Source organism: Sphingomonas sp. SAFR-052, from assembly GCF_051965015.1.
Lineage (GTDB): Bacteria > Pseudomonadota > Alphaproteobacteria > Sphingomonadales > Sphingomonadaceae > Sphingomonas.
This window is the reverse complement of record NZ_JBQCMO010000002.1, coordinates 294,283-315,175: the sequence shown is the minus strand read 5'-3', so window position 1 is coordinate 315,175 and position 20,893 is coordinate 294,283. Positions and strand designations below refer to the sequence as shown.

Sequence of the window (20,893 nt, the reverse complement as noted above, 5' to 3'; positions counted from 1 at the left end):
CGCCGCCCTAACCAGCCGCTACCCCGCGATCAACGCCTGCGCCGCGGCGCGATCGGCAAAGCCCTTGTCTGCCAATGCCGCGCGGGCATTGGCGATGGCCGCCGGACGGTCCCCGGCGGCGGCGGCGATCTGCGCCATGTGCCAGCGGATGCCGGCATGGGCGGGCGCGATCCGCACCGCCTTCGCCATCACCGGAATCGCCGCGCCAATATTATCGTTGGTGAACAGTGCCCAGCCGAGCGTGTCGGCGACCAGCGGATTGGCCGGCGCGATCCGATAGGCGGCGGCGGCATAATCCTGCGCGATGCCCGGTTGTCCGGTACCGGCATAGGCGTTGGCGAGTCCGGCCAGCACCGCCGCATCGCCATCGCCGACCAGCGCGCGCAGCCGTTCGAGCGTGTCGATCGCGGCAGCGTCTTCGCCGGCCGCCGCCTGCCACTGCCCGGCCAGCCGCAGCGCGGCGATGCTGGCCGGGTTCTGCGCGAAATAGAGCGACAGGGTGGCGCTCGCCTGCGCGCGCTGCCCGGCGCGGTCGCGCGCGTCGACCAGCCGCAGCATCGTCGCCTCGTCGAACCGGGTCGCGGCGGCACGCGCATAGGCATCGGCCGCCTCGCCCATCCGTCCCGCCGCGGACAGCGTATCGCCCAGCACCAGCTGCGCGGCGGGCGCGCCGGGATTGGCCGTCGCCACCCGCCGGGCCGCCGCCACTGCCTCGGCCGTGTCGCCGGCTGCGGCCAGCGCGCGGATATAGGGGACAGCCGCCGCCGGATCGCCGGGGGTCAGCCGTGCATCCTCGGCCAGCATCGCCAGATCGTCGTCGGGCGCGAACGCGCTCGAACGGCCGCGCGCGGGCGAGGCCGCACGGTCAAGCATCGCCGCCGCCCCCGCCCGGTCGCCCAGCCGCTCCATCGCTCGCGCAGCCAGCGTCAGCGTATAGCTGTCGGCATCGCCACGCGCCGCCGCGGGGCGGATATAGTCGAGCGCTTCCTGCGCGGCATTGCCCTGCAACAGCGCCTGCGCCAGCAGCTTGCGCGCGGTAACGTTGGTCGGTTGCCGCGCGACCAGTTCGCGCAGTGCGACCGCCGCCTGCCCGGCTTTGCCCTGCGCCAAATCGATCGACCCGCTCAGCAGCAGCGCGCCGGGCACTCCGGCGACGCCACGCCCGGTCCGGTCGAGGATGCTGCGGGCGGTATCGTAATCGCCGGCCCGAGCCGCCAGCACGGCCTGCAGATAATAGCCCTGCGCGCTGTCGGGGCGAACCGCCATCGCCCGGCGCACCGCATCCAGCATCGCGGTCGCGCGGCCGGCATCGCCGAGCGTTGCGGCATATTCGATCAGCGTGTCATAGCGATAGGGATCGCGCTGCAACGCCGCTTCGAACCACGGCAGGGCCGCGACCAGCCCATATTGGGTGCGCACCGTTTCGGCGCGCAACCGCAAGGCATCGGGGGACGAAGGCGCTGCCTGCACCGCAGCCGCCGCGGCATTGACCGCACCGACCATGTCGCCGGCGCCCATCCGCAACTGGCCGAGCGCGACCCAGGCCTCCGCATCCTGTGGGGTGCGGGCGACGATTGCTTCCAGCGCGTTCAGCCCGGCGGCGACGTCGCCGCCTGCCGCCAGCGCCTGCGCGCGGATGCGGTCGGCATAGGGGCGATAGCGCGCCGTTGTCCGGTCAGCCTCGGCGATGGCGCCGGTCGCGTCGCCCTGCAACAACTGGGCATGGGCGCGGAGTTGATGGATGCGGTCGGGATCGAAGCCCGCCGCCACCGCCCGGTCGATCGCGCCCTGTGCCGCGACCCCTTCGCCGAGTGCTAGGTGGGTGCGCGCGAGTACCGCCTGTGCCAAGCCGAATTTCGGATCGGTGGCGGTCGCCGCCTGCGCCGCTTCGCGTGCCTGCGTCCAGTGGCCGCCCTCATATTGCGCCAGCGCCTGCGCGAGTTTGATCTGCGCATCGGCGGCGTCGGCGCGCGCGGGCAGCGCGCCCCCGATCGTGGCGAGCATCCCCGCCACGATCGCCAGCCCGCCCATGCCGAGCAGCGCGCGGATCGACCGGTCAGGGTTGCAGGTCATAGCTTTTCATCAGATCGTAGAGCGTCGGGCGGCTGATGCCGAGCAGCCGCGCCGTGCCCGAGATATTGCCCTGCGCCTGCGCCAGTGCCGAGCGGATCGCGGCGCGGTCCGCCGCCTCGCGCACCGCCTTCAGGTTGATCGGTCCCGACACCGCCTGTGCGGGATTGAGGTCGAGGTCGGCGGCGGTCACCGCCTTGCCATCGGCCATGATCGCGGCGCGCTTCACCCGGTTTTCGAGTTCGCGGACGTTGCCCGGCCAGCCCCATGCCTCGATCGCCGCCAGCGCATCGGCGGCGAAGCGCTTCGGCCCCAGCCCCATCTGTGCGGCATGCCGGTCGAGGAAATGGCGCGCGAGCAGCGCCGGATCGCCCGGCCGTTCGGAGAGCGACGGGATGCGCACCACGATCTCGGCCAGCCGGTAATACAGGTCCTCGCGGAACCGGCCATCGGCGACCATCGCGTCGATATCCTGATGCGTCGCGCAGACGATGCGCGTGTCGACTGGGATCGGCTTGCGCCCGCCGATCCGCTCGATCACCCGTTCCTGGAGGAAACGCAGCAGCTTGACCTGCAAGGGCAGCGGCACGTCGCCGATCTCGTCGAGGAACAACGTGCCGTCCGCCGCCTGTTCGATCTTGCCCTCGGTCGTCTTGACCGCGCCGGTGAACGCGCCCTTCTCATGCCCGAACAACTCGCTTTCGAGCAGTGTTTCGGGGATGGCGGCGCAGTTGATCGCGATGAAATTGCCGCGCTTGCGCCGCGATGCGTCGTGCACCCCGCGCGCCAGCAATTCCTTGCCGGTGCCCGACGCGCCCAGCAGCATCACCGACACGTCGGCCGGGGCGACGCGCTCGATCGTCCGCGTCACCTTCAGCATTTCGGGGGCGGCGGTAATCATGCCCCCCAGCACCGCCTGCCCCTCGATCCGGTCGGCGAGGCGACGGTTCTCCGCCTCCAGCGCATGGACGTGGAAGGCGCGCGCGACGATCAGGCCCAGCGCGTCGATATCGATCGGCTTGGCGTAGAAATCCCATGCGCCAAGGTCGATGGCGCGCAGCGCGCTCGCCCGGTCGCCATGGCCGCTGGCGACGACGATCTTGGTATCGGGTTTGATCGCAAGGATCGCCTCCATCGTCGCGAAGCCTTCGGTCACGCCGTCGGGATCGGGCGGCAGGCCGAGGTCGAGCGTCACGACCTGCGGTTCCTCGGCCCGGACCGCGGCGATCGCCGCCTCGCGGTCGCCCGCGACGATAATGTCATAGCCGTCATAGGCCCAGCGCAACTGGCGTTGCAGCCCGGCATCGTCCTCGACGATCAAGAGGCACTTGCGCATCGTCATGCCGCTTGCTCCAGCACGGGGACAGCCGCCGCCAGCGTCACGCGGAAGCGCGATCCCCGGCCGGGCTGGCTGTCGACATCGATCCGGCCGCCCATGGCGACCGCCAACTGGCGCGCTTCGAACGCACCGATGCCGAAGCCCGACGGCTTCGACGATACGAACGGCCGGAACAGCTCGTCGCGGATGAACTGTCCGGTCATGCCGATGCCGGTGTCGATCACCTCGACCCAGACCGAGTCGCCCGCCGCGCCCAACACGATGCGGACCGGATCGCTGCCGTTCGCGTCGAGTGCATTGTGGACCAGATGGTCGACCACCTGCTGCAACCGCGCCGGATCGGCCGCGGCATGCAGCGTCGCCGGCCCCTCGACCGCCACCGCGCCGCGCGCGCGGAAGCGCGCCGCCGATCCCGCCGCCACGCTCGCCAATGGAACCGGGCGCAGCGCCTGTTCGCGGGCGGGTTCGCGTTCGGAGAGGCGGGCGAGGAGGTCGTTCATGCGGGTGGCGGACTCGTTCAAGGTCGCGACCATGTCGGCGCGGAAATCGGGATTGTCGGCGTGGCGCACGGCGTTGCGGGCGACGAGGCTCAGCTGGCTGACGATGTTCTTCACATCGTGCAGGATGAAGGCGAAGCGGCGGTTGAACTCCTCGAACCGGCGCGCTTCGGCCAGCGCCGATTGCGCACGTTCCTCGGCCAGATAGCTCGCCACCTGTCGCCCGGCGATGCGTAGCAGGTCGAAATCCTCCCAGTCGAGCGCACGCGCGACCAGCGGTCGCGCCAGCAGGATCGCGCCGGCCAGCTGCCCCAGATGCGGCAGCGGCACGACCACCCATGCATCGTCATGCGCCAGCATCGCCGCCGGGACCGCCGCCCCGTCCGCGCCATCGGGACGATCGCGCAGGGAATCTAGTTCGAGGATGCGGCCGGTCGCGCGCAGATGTCTGGCCAGCGCGACGCCGGCGGTGGCATCGCCCAGCGCGTTGCCCTCCCAACGCCACGACGCCTCGATAGCCAGCCCGTCGCCCTGCGCCACCAGCAGTAGCCCGGCGGGAGAGTCGGTCAGGTCTGCGACCGCCTTGACCAGGCGTTCGTCGAGCGGTGCTGCGCCCTTGGGCTCGCCCAGCGTCTCGGTAAAGCGGGTCCATTCGGCGCGATAGTCGTAGCGATGGGTGAAGAGGTGCTTGACCAGCTTGACCTTCACCCATGCCCTGAGCCAGCCCGACGAGGCGGCGGTCAGCACCGCCACGGTCGATCCGAAGACGAACGCGGTTTGGCCGATGCGGGCATAGGCACCGCCCAGCGTCGCGATCAGGCTGGTCGCCATGATCGTCACCGCGAAATAGGCGATCAGCCCCAGCACCGACAGCGTATGGAAGGTCGCGGTCCGCGAGAGCTGCACCCCGCCCTCGCCCGGCCGCGACAGTGCGAGTGCGACGAGGAGCGCCATCGCCGCCAGCGCGATACCGCGCGCCGCGATCAGCTCGCCCGGCGCCTGCCCGAGTAGATAGGCGGCGATGCACAGATTGACGTCGATCAGCCAGAAGGCACCGGCGGCGAGCAGCACCAGTCGCGTCGCCGCACTGGCGGCGGCCGGGAACATGCCGTGGAGCAGCAGCAGCGCGCCGAGTGCCGCGAGCGCACCGAGCACGGTCGATACCTGCGCGATCATCGCCGCCGCCTGTGTCGCCGGGGCCGCGGCGGCAGCGAAGTCGAGCACCAGCCGCGCCATGTCGACCGCGGCGACGCTGCCATAGGCGAGCGTCCGGCCCAGCCCGGCGTCATTGGCCCCGGCGCGGTGCTGGATCGTGATCAACAGCACCAGCCAGCCGAGCGTGCGCAACCCGGCGAACAGATGCGAGATCGCTTGCGCATCGCCGATCCCGGCGACCGAAAGCGTCCACAGCGCGGTCAGCGCCAGCGCCAGCGACAGCCAGCCGCGGGGCAGCGCGGCATCGGCCGCACCGCGATCGGCGGTCCAGAAGGCGAGCGCGCCGAACAGCAGCGCGGCGATCGCATGGCCCCAGACGATGATCCCGATCAGCATCGGCTCACCGCGCACCACCCGACCAGATCACGACACGCAGCGTCTGGAGCAGGATCAGCAGGTCGAGGAAGGGCGAATAATTCTTGGCGTAATAGAGGTCGTATTCGAGCTTTTGCCGGGCATCGTCGATCGACGCACCATAGGGATAGTTGATCTGCGCCCAGCCGGTGATGCCGGGCTTCACCATATGGCGTTCGGCGTAATAAGGCAGCTTGTCCTCCAGCGCCGATACGAATTCGGGGCGTTCGGGGCGGGGGCCGACGAAGCTCATCTCGCCGATCAGCACGCTCCAGCATTGCGGCAGTTCGTCGATCCGCGTCTTGCGCAGGATACGGCCAATGCGGGTGATGCGCGGGTCGTTCTTCTCCGCCCAGACGGCGTTACCCGCCGCTTCGGCATCGGTGCGCATCGAACGCAGTTTGGGGATGTCGAAGCCGGTGCTGTACAGTCCGACGCGGCGCTGGCGGTAGAAGACCGGCCCGCGACTGTCGAGCTTCACCGCGATGGCGGCGACGATGAGCACCGGCAGCGTCAGCGTCAGCAGCAACAGGCTGGCGGCGATATCGAACAGCCGCTTGAACGCGCTCGACACCATTCGCCCCGACGAAAAGCCGTCGGAGAAGATCAGCCACGACGGGCTGACGCTGTCGAGGTCGACGCGGCCGGTCTCGCGTTCGAGGAAGGTCGAGATCTCGTTGACGTGCACCCCGGTCGTGCGGATGCGCAGCAGGTCCTTGAGCGGCAGGGCGTTGCGCCGTTCCTCCAGCGCCAGCACCACTTCGGAGGCGCCGAGCAGCACGACATGGTCGGCGAGGTTGTAGATCGCGTCGCGGGCGATCGCCTCCGGGATCACCCGGTTCGCCTCGCTCATCGCGATATAGCCGACGACGACGAAGCCGGCACCGGGCGTCTGGCCAAGGTCCTTCAGCCGCTGTGCCCGCGGCCCGGCGCCCAGCACGATCACCCGCCGCTTGAACGCCTGCCCGCCGAGCAGCGCGCCGGTGAGCACGCGCAGCACCAGCAGCAGCACCGCCGCGAAGCCGAGCGCATAGACGAGGTTGGAGCGCCAGAAGGTGATCGAGGGCGCGATGAAGAACACGACCGCCAGCAGGATCGCGCCGACGCCGACCGCGACGATCAGCCGCGCCGCGGCGAACTTGATCGATTGCAGTGCGTCGGTGCCGTAGATGCCGACCGCGACCAAGGCGGTTTCGAGGCTGATCGCGAAGCTGAGCAGTTGCGGGATGCGGGTGTGGATCGGCTCGATCCCCATGTCGATCTGCATCGCCCGCGTGACCCAGCCGAGCTCGGCCGACACCAGCAACGCCAGGAAGTCTAGCAACCCCAGCAGCAATACGGCGTGCGGGATATAATGTTTGAACAGCCGAATCATCGCTGGGCTCTCGATACGCTTGTAAGCCAGTCCGACACCCAGCCCGTATCGCGCGAAAGCGCAAAGAAATACTGAACGCGATGGATACGCATTGTCACATCGTTGTTGTATCGCAACAGTCGCTTGCCCGTCCGGGCGGGCGGTTTTCGCCTGCCTGATCCTTTTCGGAGATCCGATCCATGCCCGTTTCGCCCGCCATCGTCCCCGTCATTCTGTCCGGGGGCGCGGGCACCCGTCTTTGGCCGATGTCGCGTCCCGAACGTCCCAAGCAGTTCCTGGCCCTGACCGCCGCCGAGACGATGTTGCAGCTGACCGCGCGCCGCGCCGCGGGCGACGGCTTTGCCGCGCCGATCGTCGTCGCCAATGCCGCGCATGCCGATCCGGTCGCCGAACAGCTTTCCGCGATCGGTTCGGCGCCGCAGGCGATCATCCTCGAACCGATGGGGCGCAACACCGCACCGGCCATCGCGCTGGCGGCGATCGCCGCGGGCGGCGGGGACGCGCCGCTGCTGGTGATGCCGTCGGACCATGTCATCCACGACCTGGACGCCTTTCGCGCCGCGATCGACCGCGCACTGCCGCTGGTCGAGGATGGCTGGATGGTGACGTTCGGCATCGCCCCCGACGCGCCCGAGACCGGCTATGGCTGGATCAAGGTCGGCGAACCGCTGGCCGACGGCGTGCACCGCGTCGATCGCTTCGTCGAGAAGCCGCCGCTCGATGCGGCGCAGGCGATGCTGGCATCGGGCGACCATGCGTGGAACGGCGGCATCTTCCTGTTCCGCGCCGACCGGTTCCTGGAGGCGATCGGCCGGTTCGTGCCGGCGATGCTCGACGCCGCGCAAAGCGCGATGGACCAGGCGGCGCGCGACGGCATCTGCATCCGCCCCGACGCCGAAGCGTTCGCCGCCAGCCCGTCCGATTCGATCGACTATGCGGTGATGGAGCGCGACGACCGGGTCGCGGTCGCGCCGGTGGCGATGGGGTGGAGCGATGTCGGCAGCTGGGATGCGCTGCACATGATCAGCGACCGCGACGATGCGCACAACGCGACCGGCGGCGACGTGACGCTGCTCGACGCGACCGGCTGCCTCGTCCGGTCGGACGGGGTGCGCATTGCCATGGTCGGGGTCAGCGACCTGATCGTCGTCGCCAGCGGCAACGACGTGCTGATCCTGCCGCGCGGCCGGTCGCAGGAAGTCAAGCGGCTGCTCGACGCGATGAAGGGGAACTGAACCGGCGCAGTACGTTAGCGCACGGGCGAATCCCCCTTCCCTTCGCCGGTGCGCGGCCTAGGCTGTCGCGACAGGATGGAGTGCGCGTTGTGCGGGTAGGATTCGGTGCGGCGTTGGGCGTGTTGGCGATGCTGTCGGCCTGCGGCGGTGGCGGGGGCGGCAGCGTCCTAGGCGGGGGCAGCAGCAGCGGGGTCTCGCCCACCCCGTCCGCGACTCCCACCCCGACTCCGACCAGCACCGCGGGTTGTTCGCTGCGTGAGCGACAGGACTGGGCGCTGGCGCAGTTGCGCGAATGGTATCTGTTCCCCGAAACGCTGCCCGCCAGCCTCGATCCTACGCCCTATGCCACGGTCGATGCCTATATCGACGCGCTGACCGCGACCGCGCGGGCGCAGCGGCGCGACCGGTACTTCACCTATCTGACCTCGATCGCCGAGGAAGACGCCTATTATGATGCGGGTGCGACCGCGGGCTTCGGCACCCGCTTCGCGCTCGACACGACCGGTCGCCGCCTGTTCGTGATCGAATCGTTCGAAGGCGCGCCCGCGCTCAATGCCGGCATCGATCGCGGGACCGAGATCCTGCAGATCGGCACGAGCAGCGGCAATCTGCGCAGCGTGTCGGCGATCATCGACGCCGGCGGCACCGACGGGCTGAACGACGCGCTCGGCCCCGATACGGTCGGCACCGCGCGCACCTTCCAGTTCCGCACCGCGGAGGGCACGACCCGCACCGAGACCGTCGCCAAGGCCGATTACGCGCTGTTGCCGGTATCGACCCGCTATGGTGCCAAGGTGCTGACCGATGGCGGCAAGAAGGTCGGTTACATCAACCTGCGCACCTTCATCACCACCGCCAACCAGCCGCTGCGCGATGCGTTCGCCGGTTTCCGAGCGCAGGGGATCACCGAGTTCGTCATCGATTTCCGCTATAATGGCGGCGGGCTGATCTCGGTCGCCGACCTGATGGGCGACCTGTTGGGCGGCGGCAAATCGACCAGCCAAGTCTATAGCTACACGACGTTCCGCCCCGAAAAGTCGTCGGAGAACGAGACCCGGTATTTCGCCCCGACCGCGCAGTCGGTGACGCCGACCAAGATCGCCTTCATCGGCACCGGCCGCACCGCATCGGCGAGCGAACTGGTCATCAACGCCTTCGTCCCCTATCTCGGCAACAACATGGCGCTGATCGGCACCAACACCTATGGCAAGCCGGTCGGGCAGATCGCGGTGGACAAGGCGGCATGCGACGACCGGCTGCGCGTCGTCGCGCTGGCGGTGCAGAATTCGGCGCGCTCGGCGGCCTATTATGACGGGCTCGCCACGGTCGTCCCCAATACCTGCGTCGCGAACGACGACATCAACTATCCGCTAGGTGACGAGCGCGAACAGTCGGTCGCCCGCGCGCTCGACTTCCTTGCCGGGCGGAGCTGTTCGCGGATCGGGTCGGCGGCGGCGACCGCATCGACCCGCGATGGTCTCCGCGTCGGTGGCGACGGCATCGAGGGCCGCACGCTGTTGCAGCCCGAGCGTCCGTCGACCGTGCAGCGCGAGGTGCCGGGCTTGTTCTGACCCGGCCCGCTCGGCTACCCCGCAGCGGCAAAGGGGACGGCATGAGCGACGACGACTATATCTATGACGAGGCGAGCGGCGAATGGGTGCCGGCGTCGCAGGCGGCGGGACCCGCGACCGAGGACGACGCGGTCGTGGTGCGCGACGCGGTCGGCAACGTGCTGGCCGATGGCGATCAGGTGACGCTGATCAAGGACCTGACCGTCAAGGGCGCGGGCCAGACGCTGAAACGCGGCACGCTGATCAAGTCGATCCGCCTGACCGGCGATGCGCAGGAGATCGACTGCAAGTATGACGGGATCAAGGGGCTGGTGCTGCGCGCCGAGTTCGTGCGCAAGCGGACATGATCGCCGGGATCGATCCGAGCTGGGAAGCGGCGCTGGCTCCGGTGCTGGCCGGCGACACCATGGCGGCGCTGCGCGAGTTCCTGACGGCGGAGAAGGCGGCGGGCAAGCGCATCCTGCCGCATTCGCGCGACTGGTTCGCGGCGCTGGCACTGACCCCGCTCGACAGGGTGCGGGTCGTGATCCTCGGGCAGGACCCCTATCACGGGCCGGGACAGGCGCATGGCTTGTCCTTTTCGGTCCGGCCCGGCGTCGCGGTGCCGCCGTCGCTGCGCAACATCTTCAAGGAACTGCACAGCGACCTGGGGATCACGCCGCCGGCGCATGGGTTCCTCGAACATTGGGCGCGGCAGGGGGTGCTGCTGCTCAACACCGTGCTGACCGTCGAGCAGCACCGCGCCGCATCGCATGCCGGGCGGGGGTGGGAGGCGTTCACCGACGCGGTGGTCCATGCCGTGGCCGACCGCGCCGAGCCGAGCGTGTTCCTGCTATGGGGCGCGCATGCGCAGAAGAAGGCGGCGTTCGTCCGCGATCGTAGCGCGGGGGGCCGGCACCTCGTGCTGCGCGCGCGCCACCCCTCGCCGCTGTCGGCGCATAGCGGCTGGTTCGGCAGCCGGCCGTTCAGCCAGGCCAATGCCTTTCTGGCCGCACAGGGCCGCGGCACGATCGACTGGTCGCTGCCCGCGCTCGATACGGTGCCGGAACCATCCGCCGCCACCAGCGATTGATGCGCCCGACCGCCAATCCGGCGGGATGACATGAAAAGGGATTTGCCATGAAGACGATGATGACGGCGACCGGCCTGGCCGCGCTGATGCTGCTGGGCGCGTGCGGTGGCAATGCCGACGACAAGGCCGCCGACAATATCGAGGCGATGACCGAGAACAAGGCCGACGCGCTGGAAGACCAGGCCGACATGACCAGCAACGAACAGGTCGAGGACGCGCTGGAAGCGCAGGCCGAAAACGTTCGCGACATGGGCGAGGACGCCGCCGACAAGGCCGACGACGACGACAATGCCATGGTCGAACAGGCCGTGAAGAACGCGATGTAAATCGCGCCACGGGGCATGACGGACCGGGGGGCGCCGCGCAGGACATGCGCGGCGCCCCTTTTGCGTTTGCGCTCCCCGTCACCCGAGACCTGATCCGGGGCGACGGGGGAATGGCGGTCCCCTCGCCCCCAATCGTCACCCCAGCACAAGCCGGGGGCTCTCGCGGCTCCGGCGGCACGTCAGTACCAGGAGACCCCAGCCTGCGCTGCGGTGACGTCCGTGGCGGTTGGGGTCGACGGTTGGCGGGGCGCAGCGTCCTTCGTCGCGTCCAAAGTTCACGAAGTTCACACTCGACGCTGCGCGCGACGCGCGCGGCGATTGGGCTTTGGCTTAGGCCGGGGAACGACGACGCCGCGCTTGGCCAGTTCGAGTTCGATCTCGAACGCCTCGCCCAGCGGGCCGGGTTCGCCGATATAGAAATCGTCCTGCGCGTCGGGCGCGTCGTCGAGCGGCGGTTCGGCCCGCCTAGCCGCGACGGGTTCGATGCGGCGATGGGGGTCGAGCCAGCCGGGCAGGCTGCCGTCGTTCAGATCGGCAACCTCGATTGCGACGTCGAGATCGGCGGGCGACATCAGCTTTTCCGGCTCGGTGGGGGGCACGGGGGACAGGGCGTCGAGCGCCTCGGCGACGCTCTGGGTCGGAGCCGGGGGCGACGCCTCTGCCTTGCCCTGCGCCAGCCGGCGTCGCTGCTGCTTGCCGTAGCGGTCGGGATAATGGGCGGCGAGCAGGAACATCAGCATGCGGTCGCCGGGGCGATGGCGCGAGCCGATGCGGCGGCCATCGGCATCGAGCACCGGCTCGACCGTGCCGTTGATCGCGCGGTCGAACGCGACATCGACCAGCATCGCCACCGCCTGTGCGACGGCGGCATCCCATGCGCGCGCGAACGCCTCGCCGCCGGGCGAGCGGCGCAGGCGATAGGCGCTGCTGGGCGACATATGGACCGCGCGTGCGGCTTCGGCGACCGATCCGCCATCGGCGAGCGCCTCGATAAAGTCGCGCTGCTTCGCCTCCGACCAGCCGTCGCTGCGCGGTTTGCGCAGGACCGGGACCCATTGATAGGCGGCGGGGTCATAGCCGTTGGCGTCGAGATACGGCGTCTCTGACGCGACGGTCAGGTTCGAGGGGTCGAGCGCCGGTGCGGGCGCGGGCGAATGCTCCGGGAGCTGGGTGTCGTTGCGCATGGTCGCGAGGGGAACATATTGGGAACTTGTAGGACAGGGGTTTTTGCATGGCCCTTGCCTTCTGTACAATGTTCCGTACGTTGGCTTCATGGAATCGATCAGCTTCACCGAGTCTCGCGCCAATCTGAAATCGGTCATGGACCGGGTCGTCGCCGACCGGGTGCCGGTGGCCATTACCCGTCAGCGTGGCGAGGGCGTCGTGATGATTTCCGCGAGCGAATGGGCGTCGATCGAAGAGACACTGTACTTGCTGCGCTCTCCGAAGAATGCGGAGCGGTTGCTGGAAGCAGTGCGCGGTTTTGAACAGGGCGACGAAGGCGTTCCCTTTCCGTGAAGGTCGCGTTCTGGCCGACGGCTTGGGACGATTACCGCTATTGGCAGGCGAACGATGCCAAGATGGTCGAGAAGATCAACGGGCTGATCGAAGAATGCCGGCGGCATCCGTTCAAGGGGACCGGCAAACCCGAGCCGTTGGGCGGCAACCTGTCAGGCTAGTGGTCGCGTCGGATCAGCCATGAGCATCGGCTGGTGTATCGGGTGACAGGGGCTGGAGCCGAGCAAGCAGTTCAAGTCGCGCAGTGCCGGTATCATTACTAAAACCACAGGCGTCAATTCATTTTGCGATCGTATCGATTTTGCGAAATCTGATTAATTAGACTTAAGACTACTAACCGATTTGCTGCACAACAAAAGCACCTATTATCCTTTGCTGTGCGCCGGACAAGCACCAGCCCCATGCTAACGCAAAGACAGAGAGTTCGGCGAGCGAAACTCCATGCTCCTTACCATCCTCAGATTTTGTCTTCCCCCAGGTGGCCGCTATCCTTTCAGTAGCCGGTTGTGAGCAAACAGCGATGTAAATCAAAAAAACAGTCCAATACGCAATATCTAGCAGCGATCCATTGTAACTTCCGTTGACATAACGTGTACTTTTTACCAAAGGTTCAGCCGCAATCTGCGCGAAAATTAACATGCATGCTGAAGCCAGTACTAGCGCGATCGAAAACCCTCCAACCACCGTTTTTCTAAATATCGGTCTACATAACGTAGCAGTCACCGAGGCCCCAGTTACCAACAAAGCTAGGGGAATGCTTGCAGATGATGCAGAGTATTTAAACCCGCCTCCCGAGGGCGGGACAACAGAACCCCATGCAGCCAAACCGATAGCCAGACCTATCGATATACATTGGGCAAAAATAGCAGCTGGTTGGCGCTCCCAGTCCTGCTTCATTCGGTTTAGCAAAGAATCAGCCATTTACCGATTATGCGACCCAGCTATCGGCGCGTAAACATTGTTCAAACTCCTCCCCGCAAAGCGGGGAGGAGTTTAGGCCGCCTCACTCCGCTGGCAGATACACCTCGCTGCCCTTCTCACGGAACTTCTCGCTCATTTCCGCCATGCCGGCATCCGCCGCAGCCGATCCGCCCGCGAAGGCCGCGCGCTCCGCGTCCGCCTTGTCGGCGGCAATGAACGTGTCGGCCGGGGCGTTCTGCTTGGCGGCGAAGTCGCGGACTTCCTGCGTGATCTTCATCGAGCAGAATTTCGGGCCGCACATCGAACAGAAATGCGCGGTCTTGGCGCCTTCGGCCGGGAGCGTCTGGTCGTGGTAGCTCTCCGCCGTGTCGGGGTCGAGCGACAGGTTGAACTGGTCGCGCCAGCGGAATTCGAAGCGGGCGCGGCTGAGCGCATCGTCGCGCATCTTGGCGGCGGGGTGGCCTTTCGCCAGATCGGCGGCATGGGCGGCGAGCTTGTAGGTGACCACGCCGACCTTCACATCGTCGCGGTCGGGCAGGCCCAGATGCTCCTTGGGCGTGACGTAGCAGAGCATTGCCGTGCCGTACCAGCCGATCATCGCCGCGCCGATGCCGCTGGTGATATGGTCATAGCCCGGCGCGATGTCGGTGGTGAGCGGCCCCAAGGTATAGAAGGGCGCTTCGCCGCAGACCTGCAGCTGCTTGTCCATATTCTCCTTGATCTTGTGCATCGGCACATGGCCGGGGCCTTCGATCATGACCTGCACGTCCTGTGCCCAGGCGCGGTGGGTCAGTTCGCCAAGCGTATAGAGCTCGCTGAACTGCGCTTCGTCATTGGCGTCGGCGATCGATCCGGGGCGCAGGCCATCGCCCAGCGAATAGGCGATGTCATACGCCTTCATGATCTCGGTGATCTCGTCGAAATGTTCGTAGAGAAACGATTCGCGGTGATGGGCGAGGCACCATTTCGCCATGATCGACCCGCCGCGCGACACGATGCCGGTCACGCGCTTCGCGGTCATCGGGATATAGGGCAGGCGGACGCCGGCATGGATGGTGAAGTAATCCACCCCCTGTTCGGCCTGTTCGATCAGCGTGTCGCGGAAGATGTCCCAGGTCAGTTCCTCGGCGATGCCGCCGACCTTTTCCAGCGCCTGATAGATCGGCACGGTGCCGATCGGCACCGGCGAGTTGCGCAGGATCCATTCGCGCGTGTCGTGGATGTTGCGGCCGGTCGACAGGTCCATGACGGTGTCGGCGCCCCAGCGGATCGACCAGACCAGCTTGTCGACTTCGGCGGCGACGTTCGATGCGACCGCGCTGTTGCCGATATTGGCGTTGATCTTGACCAGGAAGTTGCGGCCGATCGCCATCGGTTCGGTTTCGGGGTGGTTGATGTTGTTGGGGATGATCGCCCGGCCGCGCGCCACTTCGTCACGGACGAATTCGGGGGTCACGTAATCGGGGATCGCCGCGCCGAAGCTCTCGCCGTCGCGGACATAGTCGCGCAGCATCTCGCGGCCGAGATTTTCGCGGGTGGCGACATATTCCATTTCCGGCGTGATGATGCCGCGGCGGGCATAGTGCATCTGGCTGACGTTCGCGCCGGCCTTGGCGCGCAGCGGGCGCTTGACGACGTTAGGGAAGGGCTGGACGCCGCCCGAACGGTCGGGACCGAGCTGGCCATTATCCTCGGGGCGGATTTCGCGGGCGTCGTAGCTCTCCACGTCACCGCGCGCGAGAATCCAGTCGCGGCGCAGTTGCGGCAGGCCGGCCATGATATCGATGCGCGCGTTCGGATCGGTGTACGGCCCCGACGTGTCGTAGACGTTGAGCGGCGGTTCGCCGCACGACGGATCGAGGTCGATCGCGCGCATCGCGACGTTCAGGGGACCGACATGGATCTTGCGGCTGCCACGGATTGCTCCGGTGGTGACGCCGATTTCGGTGCGTGCGGGGATGTCTGCCATATTCCACTCCATGCGGAGGGGGCGGAACTGAATTGGCCGCTCCCTCCCTACGCCGGTGTCAGCCGGATCAGGTTCAGCGGGTCGAAGGCTGCGGCCTTCCTCTCAAGCGTGACGAAACGCTCCCCCGGGGACGGGTGCGGTTGTAGGCGCGTTGGGGCGATGCGTCAAAGCAGATCGAGCTGGCCGCTGGGCGGATCGCCCGCGCCGAAGCCGGCCATCGTCACCCCGACCAGCCGCAATCCCATGCGCAAGGGGTAGAGCGTCGCGATCAGCGCGCGGGCCGTCGCGTGGAGGGTCGCTCGGTCGTGGACCGGGGCGGTCAGCGTGCGGCTGCGGGTGACGATGCGGAAATCGGCGTACTTTGCCTTCACGGTGACGGTGCGGCCGTGCTGGCCGGTCTTTTCGACCCAGTCCCACACATCGTCGGCCATCGCCAGCACCCGTTCCTCGATCGCCGCCGGATCGGTCAGGTCGTGGTGGAAGGTGGTTTCGGAGCCCGACGACTTGCGCACGCGGTTGGGGCGGACCGGGCGGTGGTCCTCGGCGCGGGCGATGCCGTGATACCAGCTGCCCGCCTTGCCGAAGGTGCGTTGCAGGTCGGGGAGGCTCCAGCCGGCTAGGTCGGCGCCGGTGCGGATGCCGAGTGCCTCCATCCGCTCGACCGTCTTGGGGCCGATGCCGTGGAACTTGCCGACCGGGAGCGACGCGACGACGCGCGGGCCGGCCTTTACGGGAATCACGAACTGGCCGTTGGGCTTGTTCATGTCGGAGGCCAGCTTGGCGAGGAACTTGTTGTAGCTGATCCCGGCGGAAGCAGTGAGGCCGGTGGTTTCGAGGATGCGGGCGCGGATTTCCTGCGCGGTCGCGGTGGCGCTCGGCAAGCCGCGGCGGTTGGCAGTGACGTCGAGATAGGCTTCGTCGAGCGACAGCGGCTCGACCAGATCGGTATAGTCGTGGAAGATCTCGCGGATCTGGCCGCTGACCGCCTTGTACACCTCGAAGCGGGGCCGCACGAAGATCAAGTCGGGACAGCGCCGGATCGCGGTGACCGATGGCATGGCGGAGCGCACCCCGAACACGCGTGCTTCGTAGGAGGCGGCGGCGACCACCCCGCGCCCGCTCGCCCCGCCGACCGCGACCGGCTTGCCCTTCAGCTCGGGCGCATCGCGCTGTTCGACCGACGCGAAGAAGGCGTCCATGTCGACATGGATGATCTTGCGGGTCTGCTCCGACATGCTGCGCGATTTCAGTAGCCTGCGCGCGGTTTGCCCGTTGAGCGCAGGGTGCGCAAGAACAAAAGGCGAATGAAGTCCCGGCACGCTTGACGTACTCCCCCGCCTGCGCGGGGGAGCGTCGGCACTGGGGCTGCCGCCTCAGTTGTTCGTCAGGTTGAGGAACACGTCTTCCAGATCGGCCTCGCGGGTAACCACGTCGACGATGCCGTAGCCTTGCGCGGTCACCGCCGCCAGCACCTCGCCGGCGTTCGCCACGTCCTTGCGATAGGTGATCGCGAGCAGCCGGTCGCCCTTGCGCTCGACCTTTTCGAAACATTGCGCGTCGGGCAGGTCGGTCAGGTCGCGGTCGAGGGTCAGTTCGACCGCCTTTTCCTGCGCCATGCCGACCAGTGCGCGGGTCGGCTGGTTGGCGACGACGCGGCCATGGTTGATGATGGCGATGCGGTCGCACAGCTCCTCGGCCTCCTCGAGGTAATGCGTCGTCAGCACCACCGTCACGCCATCGGCATTGAGTTCGCGGACATAGTCCCACAGTTGCTGACGCAGCTGGATATCGACGCCCGCGGTCGGTTCGTCGAGGACGAGGACCGGCGGCGAGTGGACCATCGCCTTGGCGACCATCAGCCGCCGCTTCATGCCGCCCGAGAGCGTCCGGGCATAGGCGTTCGCCTTGTCCTCCAGATGCACCGCGCGCAGCAGGTCCATGGTGCGGCGCTTTGCCTTGGGCACGCCGTACAGCCCGGCCTGGATCTCCAGCGTCTCGGCGGGGGTAAAGAAGGGGTCGAACAAGATTTCCTGATTGACGATGCCGATCGACGCCTTGGCATTGCGCGGATGCTGGTCGATGTCGAAGCCCCAGATCGATGCCGATCCGCTGGTCTTGTTGACGAGGCCCGCCAGCGTGTTGATGAGCGTCGACTTGCCCGCGCCATTGGGGCCCAGCAGGCCGAAGATCTGCCCACGCGGCACATCGAACGACACGCCGTCGAGTGCCACCTTTGCAGGCGCCCCGCCCTTCCCCGCGGCGTAGGTCTTGCACAGGTCGCGGATCGAGATGGCGGCTTGGGTTTCCATGGGGTCGTCCGATACGCCCGCCCCGTCGCCAAGCCAAGCACCGACTTGTCGAGGGTTCGCGGCATTGCTATTCGCCCAGACATGCTGCCTCCGCCCGAACTCCTCCGCGTCTCCACCCCCCGCGTCGCCTGCGACGGAGCCGGCGAAATCGCCCCCGCGCTCGGCCATCCGCGCGTGTGGTTGCAGATCGACGAAACGGGCTATGTCGATTGCGGCTATTGCGACCGGCGCTTCGTGCTGATCGGTGGTCCGGCGGACGGGGCGGATCAAAGCAAGCTGAAGGATCATGGGGATGGTGCCGGGCGCTGATTGCAGCTATCATCCTTTGCCGAACGGCTGACGGACGATAGCATGAATGCGCCCATCAACCCGCGATCGATCTCCGCTCCGCCGACGCGGGAGGAGATATTTGAGCTGGTCAGTCCTTTGTTCAGCGCGGTGAACAGTCAGCATCTGGCGATCAACGAACTGATAGCGGAAGACCGACCAGCGGCGTTGACGGCCCTCCGCGAGAGTGAACAGGCGCTCGACGAAGCGCTGGCTGCCTTCAAGCAATTCCTCGGCGTCGCGCCATGAGCACCGTCGACCACCGGCTACTGGACTGCGCGAACTGGAACGTCGCGCCACCGAACGCGCGACAGCTGGTGGCTTGAACAGCGGCGGTGGCGACGGCACCACGGGCGGCATAAGCGAAGACTAGAAGAAATCAGTCGACGAACGACTGAAACAGCAAGCGGACGATCTTCGCTCGCTGCTGCGGGGCATCATTGCTGCGGACCTGATCCTCGTCGGATTGATCGTCGGACTCTACGCCTATGTCGGCAACAAGATCGATATGGTGTCCAACCAGATCACGGCGGCTCGGGTCGAGCAGGCGAATGTACGCGGCGACGCGAAAGTTCAGGCCGAAGCGACCAATGGCAGATTGCTGCGGATCGAGGATCGTTTGCCGAAATAGAACAGTCGCGGGTGACGTGACCCGAGCGCACCCTATATTAAAGCAATGACCCCGACCGATCCCCGCTCGTACCTGTACTCCGGCGACCTCGACCCAGCCGCCGCGCTGCGCGCCACGCAGGCGACGCTCGCGAATGCCGAGGATGGCGAACTCTATCTCCAGTATCGCCGCTCGGAAGCGTTCGGCTTCGATGACGGGCGGTTGAAGACCGCGTCCTACGACACCCATGCCGGCTTTGGTCTCCGCGCGGTGTCGGGGGAGACGACCGCCTTCGCTCATGCCAACGAACTGTCCGAGGCGGCGATTCGGCGTGCCGGGCAGACGATGGCGCTGATCGATCCGGCGAAGGGCACGAAGGCACCGCCGCCGCGCGGGAACAACCGTCACCTCTATACCGCCGCCGATCCGCTCGACCTGATCCCCTTCGCGGACAAGGTGGCGCTGTGCCAGTTGATCGATGCCGCCGCGCGCGCGCGCGATCCCCGCGTGGTGCAGGTTTCGGCCAGCCTGCTCGGTTCGTGGAGCGTGGTCGAGATCGTGCGGCCCGACGGCTTTATCGCCACCGATGTTCGCCCGCTGGTGCGGCTGAACGTGTCGATCGTGGTTGAATCGAACGGGCGTCGCGAAAGCGGCAGCTTCGGGATCGGCGGGCGCTATCTGTACGATTCGCTGTTCGCGCCCGAGACGTGGAATCGCGCGATCGACGTTGCCCTCTCGCAGGCGCTGGTCAATCTGGAGGCGGTCGACGCGCCGGCGGGTGAGATGACGGTGCTGCTCGGTAGCGGCTGGCCCGGCATCCTGCTGCACGAGGCGATCGGCCATGGGCTGGAGGGCGATTTCAACCGCAAGGGCACCAGCGCCTTTACGGGGCGGATCGGCGAACGGGTCGCGGCGCCGGGCGTGACGGTGATCGACGACGGATCGATCGCCGACCGGCGCGGATCGCTGTCGATCGACGACGAGGGCACGCCGACCCAGGAGAATATCCTGATCGAGGACGGCATCCTGAAAGGCTATATCCACGACCGGCTGAACGCGCGGCTGATGGGCGTCGCGCCGACCGGCAATGGCCGGCGTCAGGATTTTTCCCACGCGCCGATGCCGCGCATGACGAACACTTTCCTGTCGGGCGGCAAGGACGATCCCGCCGAGCTGCTGTCGCGCGTCAGACAAGGCATCTTCGCCAAGTCGTTCGGCGGGGGCCAAGTCGATATCGTGTCGGGCAAGTTCGTGTTTTCGTGCACCGAAGCGTACCGCGTCGAGAATGGCCGGATCGGTGCGCCGATCAAGGGCGCGACGCTGATCGGCGACGGGCCGGAGGTGCTGAAACAGGTGCGCGGAATCGGCAACGACTTCGCGCTCGACGAAGGCGTCGGGATGTGCGGCAAATCCGGGCAGTCGGTGCCCGCAGGGGTCGGACAGCCGACGCTGCTGATCGACGGGCTGACCGTCGGCGGCACCGCCTGATGCCGCTGGCGGAACTCGGCCGTTTCCCGCGCGTCGAGGCGCAGATCATCGTCGGGCGGCTGGAGAGCGAAGGCATCCCGGCGGTCGCGTTCGACGGCGAGGCGAGCATCGGCGACGGCAGCTGGCTGCTGATTCCGGTGCGGGTGATGGTCGATGCCGACGACCTCGGCGACGCGCGGGCGATCGTCGACGAGCCTGCCTGAAAAACAGGCAATTGTGCCGCGTTGCACAAATTAACCGCTTGGTAACGATGATGACCGTCCGATAAGTCATCGAAAACGGGCCGAATGCGATTTGGCATGGAGGTTGCGAAGCTATTCCTCGAGCAATCATGCGACGAGGGGGCGACATGAAATTAGTCATCGCCATCATCAAGCCGTTCAAGCTGGATGAGGTACGCGAGGCACTGACCGAGATCGGTGTCGCGGGCATGACCGTGACCGAGGTCAAGGGGTTCGGCCGGCAAAAGGGCCAGACCGAAATCTATCGCGGCGCGGAATACAGCACCAACATGGTGCCCAAGATCAAGATCGAGGTCGTGTGCGACAGCGACATCGCCGCGCGCGTCGTCGAAGCGGTGCAGGCCGCCGCCAACACCGGCGCGATCGGCGATGGCAAGATCTTCGTTCTCGACGTCGGACAGGCGGTGCGCATCCGCACCGGCGAAACCGACCTGACCGCGCTGTGATGGGGGGCG

Annotated in this window: 21 protein-coding genes, 1 pseudogene and 1 riboswitch; of the genes and pseudogenes, 13 read left to right on the top strand and 9 right to left on the bottom strand. The window is 67.2% G+C overall.

Annotated features, from left to right (window positions below):
* Positions 1 to 18: 18 nt before the first annotated feature.
* The 4 genes from ACTHQV_RS04535 to ACTHQV_RS04520 are packed head-to-tail and all read right to left on the bottom strand — an operon-like array spanning position 19 to position 6,850.
* Positions 19 to 2,073 (bottom strand): tetratricopeptide repeat protein, encoded by a 2,055-nt coding sequence (locus tag ACTHQV_RS04535; RefSeq protein ID WP_440488580.1) that lies wholly within the window; start codon positions 2,071 to 2,073, stop codon positions 19 to 21.
* Complete coding sequence (gene prsR, locus ACTHQV_RS04530) at positions 2,057 to 3,412, bottom strand: PEP-CTERM-box response regulator transcription factor (RefSeq protein WP_440488579.1); 1,356 nt, start codon at positions 3,410 to 3,412, stop codon at positions 2,057 to 2,059. The genes ACTHQV_RS04535 and prsR overlap by 17 nt, the downstream gene beginning before the upstream one ends.
* Positions 3,409 to 5,457: an XrtA/PEP-CTERM system histidine kinase PrsK gene (gene prsK / locus ACTHQV_RS04525; RefSeq protein ID WP_440488578.1), complete on the bottom strand. Its 2,049-nt coding sequence runs from the start codon at positions 5,455 to 5,457 to the stop codon at positions 3,409 to 3,411. Before prsK ends, prsR begins: the two co-directional genes overlap by 4 nt.
* A gap of 4 nt (positions 5,458 to 5,461) precedes the next feature.
* Entirely contained in the window at positions 5,462 to 6,850 is a 1,389-nt protein-coding gene (locus ACTHQV_RS04520) for a TIGR03013 family XrtA/PEP-CTERM system glycosyltransferase (protein ID WP_440488577.1), read from the bottom strand.
* Between the two features lie 179 nt (positions 6,851 to 7,029).
* Here ACTHQV_RS04520 and ACTHQV_RS04515 point away from each other — a divergent pair, with 179 nt between their 5' ends.
* The 5 genes from ACTHQV_RS04515 (at position 7,030) to ACTHQV_RS04495 (ending at position 11,054) form a co-directional block, all read left to right on the top strand.
* Positions 7,030 to 8,085 carry a mannose-1-phosphate guanylyltransferase/mannose-6-phosphate isomerase gene (locus ACTHQV_RS04515; RefSeq protein WP_440488576.1) on the top strand — a complete coding sequence of 352 codons (1,056 nt, stop codon included), beginning with the start codon at positions 7,030 to 7,032 and terminating at the stop codon, positions 8,083 to 8,085.
* Positions 8,086 to 8,213: 128 nt separating this feature from the next.
* Positions 8,214 to 9,656, top strand: coding sequence for a S41 family peptidase (locus ACTHQV_RS04510; RefSeq protein ID WP_440488880.1), 1,443 nt, complete (start codon positions 8,214 to 8,216; stop codon positions 9,654 to 9,656).
* A 41-nt stretch (positions 9,657 to 9,697) separates the two neighbouring features.
* Positions 9,698 to 10,003 carry an alkylphosphonate utilization protein gene (locus tag ACTHQV_RS04505; RefSeq protein ID WP_440488575.1) on the top strand — a complete coding sequence of 102 codons (306 nt, stop codon included), beginning with the start codon at positions 9,698 to 9,700 and terminating at the stop codon, positions 10,001 to 10,003.
* Entirely contained in the window at positions 10,000 to 10,728 is a 729-nt protein-coding gene (ung, locus tag ACTHQV_RS04500; protein ID WP_440488574.1) for a uracil-DNA glycosylase, read from the top strand. Before ACTHQV_RS04505 ends, ung begins: the two co-directional genes overlap by 4 nt.
* A 47-nt stretch (positions 10,729 to 10,775) precedes the next feature.
* Positions 10,776 to 11,054 carry a hypothetical protein gene (locus ACTHQV_RS04495; protein ID WP_440488573.1) on the top strand — a complete coding sequence of 93 codons (279 nt, stop codon included), beginning with the start codon at positions 10,776 to 10,778 and terminating at the stop codon, positions 11,052 to 11,054.
* A 284-nt stretch (positions 11,055 to 11,338) separates the two neighbouring features.
* On the opposite strand, the gene ACTHQV_RS04490 is transcribed toward ACTHQV_RS04495, so the two are convergent.
* Positions 11,339 to 12,238, bottom strand: a complete 900-nt coding sequence (locus ACTHQV_RS04490; protein WP_440488572.1) for a hypothetical protein — start codon at positions 12,236 to 12,238, stop codon at positions 11,339 to 11,341.
* 88 nt (positions 12,239 to 12,326) lie between these two features.
* Between ACTHQV_RS04490 and ACTHQV_RS04485 the strand changes: the two genes are divergently transcribed.
* Both ACTHQV_RS04485 and ACTHQV_RS04480 read left to right on the top strand, forming a co-directional pair.
* Positions 12,327 to 12,572 (top strand): type II toxin-antitoxin system Phd/YefM family antitoxin, encoded by a 246-nt coding sequence (locus ACTHQV_RS04485; RefSeq protein WP_242119535.1) that lies wholly within the window; start codon positions 12,327 to 12,329, stop codon positions 12,570 to 12,572.
* Positions 12,569 to 12,835: pseudogene (locus ACTHQV_RS04480) on the top strand (Txe/YoeB family addiction module toxin). Before ACTHQV_RS04485 ends, ACTHQV_RS04480 begins: the two are co-directional and overlap by 4 nt.
* A gap of 70 nt (positions 12,836 to 12,905) precedes the next feature.
* Here ACTHQV_RS04480 and ACTHQV_RS04475 read toward each other — a convergent pair.
* The 4 genes from ACTHQV_RS04475 to ACTHQV_RS04460 all read right to left on the bottom strand — a co-directional run bounded on the left by ACTHQV_RS04475 (position 12,906) and on the right by ACTHQV_RS04460 (position 17,771).
* The gene (locus ACTHQV_RS04475; RefSeq protein ID WP_440488571.1) at positions 12,906 to 13,493 is read right to left on the bottom strand and encodes a hypothetical protein; all 588 of its coding nucleotides are present in this window, start codon (positions 13,491 to 13,493) and stop codon (positions 12,906 to 12,908) included.
* Positions 13,494 to 13,575: 82 nt separating this feature from the next.
* Positions 13,576 to 15,462, bottom strand: coding sequence for a phosphomethylpyrimidine synthase ThiC (thiC, locus tag ACTHQV_RS04470; protein ID WP_440488570.1), 1,887 nt, complete (start codon positions 15,460 to 15,462; stop codon positions 13,576 to 13,578).
* Between the two features lie 27 nt (positions 15,463 to 15,489).
* Positions 15,490 to 15,598: riboswitch (TPP riboswitch) on the bottom strand.
* A 28-nt stretch (positions 15,599 to 15,626) separates the two neighbouring features.
* Entirely contained in the window at positions 15,627 to 16,697 is a 1,071-nt protein-coding gene (gene dinB, locus ACTHQV_RS04465) for a DNA polymerase IV (protein ID WP_440488569.1), read from the bottom strand.
* Between the two features lie 138 nt (positions 16,698 to 16,835).
* The gene (locus ACTHQV_RS04460; protein WP_440488568.1) at positions 16,836 to 17,771 is read right to left on the bottom strand and encodes an ABC transporter ATP-binding protein; all 936 of its coding nucleotides are present in this window, start codon (positions 17,769 to 17,771) and stop codon (positions 16,836 to 16,838) included.
* 81 nt (positions 17,772 to 17,852) lie between these two features.
* Between ACTHQV_RS04460 and ACTHQV_RS04455 the strand changes: the two genes are divergently transcribed.
* The 6 genes from ACTHQV_RS04455 (at position 17,853) to ACTHQV_RS04430 (ending at position 20,884) form a co-directional block, all read left to right on the top strand.
* A complete protein-coding gene (locus ACTHQV_RS04455; protein WP_440488567.1) occupies positions 17,853 to 18,080 on the top strand; it encodes a zinc-finger domain-containing protein in 228 nt (75 codons plus the stop codon).
* Between the two features lie 42 nt (positions 18,081 to 18,122).
* Positions 18,123 to 18,347: a hypothetical protein gene (locus tag ACTHQV_RS04450; RefSeq protein WP_440488566.1), complete on the top strand. Its 225-nt coding sequence runs from the start codon at positions 18,123 to 18,125 to the stop codon at positions 18,345 to 18,347.
* Between the two features lie 217 nt (positions 18,348 to 18,564).
* Positions 18,565 to 18,729: a hypothetical protein gene (locus tag ACTHQV_RS04445; RefSeq protein ID WP_440488565.1), complete on the top strand. Its 165-nt coding sequence runs from the start codon at positions 18,565 to 18,567 to the stop codon at positions 18,727 to 18,729.
* A 45-nt stretch (positions 18,730 to 18,774) separates the two neighbouring features.
* Positions 18,775 to 20,196 (top strand): metalloprotease TldD, encoded by a 1,422-nt coding sequence (tldD, locus tag ACTHQV_RS04440; protein ID WP_440488564.1) that lies wholly within the window; start codon positions 18,775 to 18,777, stop codon positions 20,194 to 20,196.
* Positions 20,196 to 20,399 carry a putative signal transducing protein gene (locus ACTHQV_RS04435; protein ID WP_440488563.1) on the top strand — a complete coding sequence of 68 codons (204 nt, stop codon included), beginning with the start codon at positions 20,196 to 20,198 and terminating at the stop codon, positions 20,397 to 20,399. Before tldD ends, ACTHQV_RS04435 begins: the two co-directional genes overlap by 1 nt.
* Before the next feature lie 146 nt (positions 20,400 to 20,545).
* Positions 20,546 to 20,884 carry a P-II family nitrogen regulator gene (locus ACTHQV_RS04430; RefSeq protein WP_056458445.1) on the top strand — a complete coding sequence of 113 codons (339 nt, stop codon included), beginning with the start codon at positions 20,546 to 20,548 and terminating at the stop codon, positions 20,882 to 20,884.
* Positions 20,885 to 20,893: the final 9 nt, after the last annotated feature.

Bases quoted from the DNA above. Each gene is read 5' to 3' on its own strand.
- ACTHQV_RS04450 (WP_440488566.1), top strand. From the start codon at position 18,123: ATGAATGCGCCCATCAACCCGCGATCGATCTCCGCTCCGCCGACGCGG.
- ACTHQV_RS04430 (WP_056458445.1), top strand. From the start codon at position 20,546: ATGAAATTAGTCATCGCCATCATCAAGCCGTTCAAGCTGGATGAGGTA.
- prsK (WP_440488578.1), bottom strand. From the start codon at position 5,457: ATGCTGATCGGGATCATCGTCTGGGGCCATGCGATCGCCGCGCTGCTG.
- ACTHQV_RS04535 (WP_440488580.1), bottom strand. From the start codon at position 2,073: ATGACCTGCAACCCTGACCGGTCGATCCGCGCGCTGCTCGGCATGGGC.
- ACTHQV_RS04485 (WP_242119535.1), top strand. From the start codon at position 12,327: ATGGAATCGATCAGCTTCACCGAGTCTCGCGCCAATCTGAAATCGGTC.
- ACTHQV_RS04490 (WP_440488572.1), bottom strand. From the start codon at position 12,238: ATGCGCAACGACACCCAGCTCCCGGAGCATTCGCCCGCGCCCGCACCG.
- ung (WP_440488574.1), top strand. From the start codon at position 10,000: ATGATCGCCGGGATCGATCCGAGCTGGGAAGCGGCGCTGGCTCCGGTG.
- ACTHQV_RS04510 (WP_440488880.1), top strand. From the start codon at position 8,214: ATGCTGTCGGCCTGCGGCGGTGGCGGGGGCGGCAGCGTCCTAGGCGGG.
- dinB (WP_440488569.1), bottom strand. From the start codon at position 16,697: ATGTCGGAGCAGACCCGCAAGATCATCCATGTCGACATGGACGCCTTC.
- ACTHQV_RS04515 (WP_440488576.1), top strand. From the start codon at position 7,030: ATGCCCGTTTCGCCCGCCATCGTCCCCGTCATTCTGTCCGGGGGCGCG.
- ACTHQV_RS04435 (WP_440488563.1), top strand. From the start codon at position 20,196: ATGCCGCTGGCGGAACTCGGCCGTTTCCCGCGCGTCGAGGCGCAGATC.
- ACTHQV_RS04495 (WP_440488573.1), top strand. From the start codon at position 10,776: ATGAAGACGATGATGACGGCGACCGGCCTGGCCGCGCTGATGCTGCTG.
- prsR (WP_440488579.1), bottom strand. From the start codon at position 3,412: ATGACGATGCGCAAGTGCCTCTTGATCGTCGAGGACGATGCCGGGCTG.
- ACTHQV_RS04460 (WP_440488568.1), bottom strand. From the start codon at position 17,771: ATGGAAACCCAAGCCGCCATCTCGATCCGCGACCTGTGCAAGACCTAC.
- tldD (WP_440488564.1), top strand. From the start codon at position 18,775: ATGACCCCGACCGATCCCCGCTCGTACCTGTACTCCGGCGACCTCGAC.
- thiC (WP_440488570.1), bottom strand. From the start codon at position 15,462: ATGGCAGACATCCCCGCACGCACCGAAATCGGCGTCACCACCGGAGCA.
- ACTHQV_RS04475 (WP_440488571.1), bottom strand. From the start codon at position 13,493: ATGGCTGATTCTTTGCTAAACCGAATGAAGCAGGACTGGGAGCGCCAA.
- ACTHQV_RS04455 (WP_440488567.1), top strand. From the start codon at position 17,853: ATGCTGCCTCCGCCCGAACTCCTCCGCGTCTCCACCCCCCGCGTCGCC.
- ACTHQV_RS04505 (WP_440488575.1), top strand. From the start codon at position 9,698: ATGAGCGACGACGACTATATCTATGACGAGGCGAGCGGCGAATGGGTG.
- ACTHQV_RS04520 (WP_440488577.1), bottom strand. From the start codon at position 6,850: ATGATTCGGCTGTTCAAACATTATATCCCGCACGCCGTATTGCTGCTG.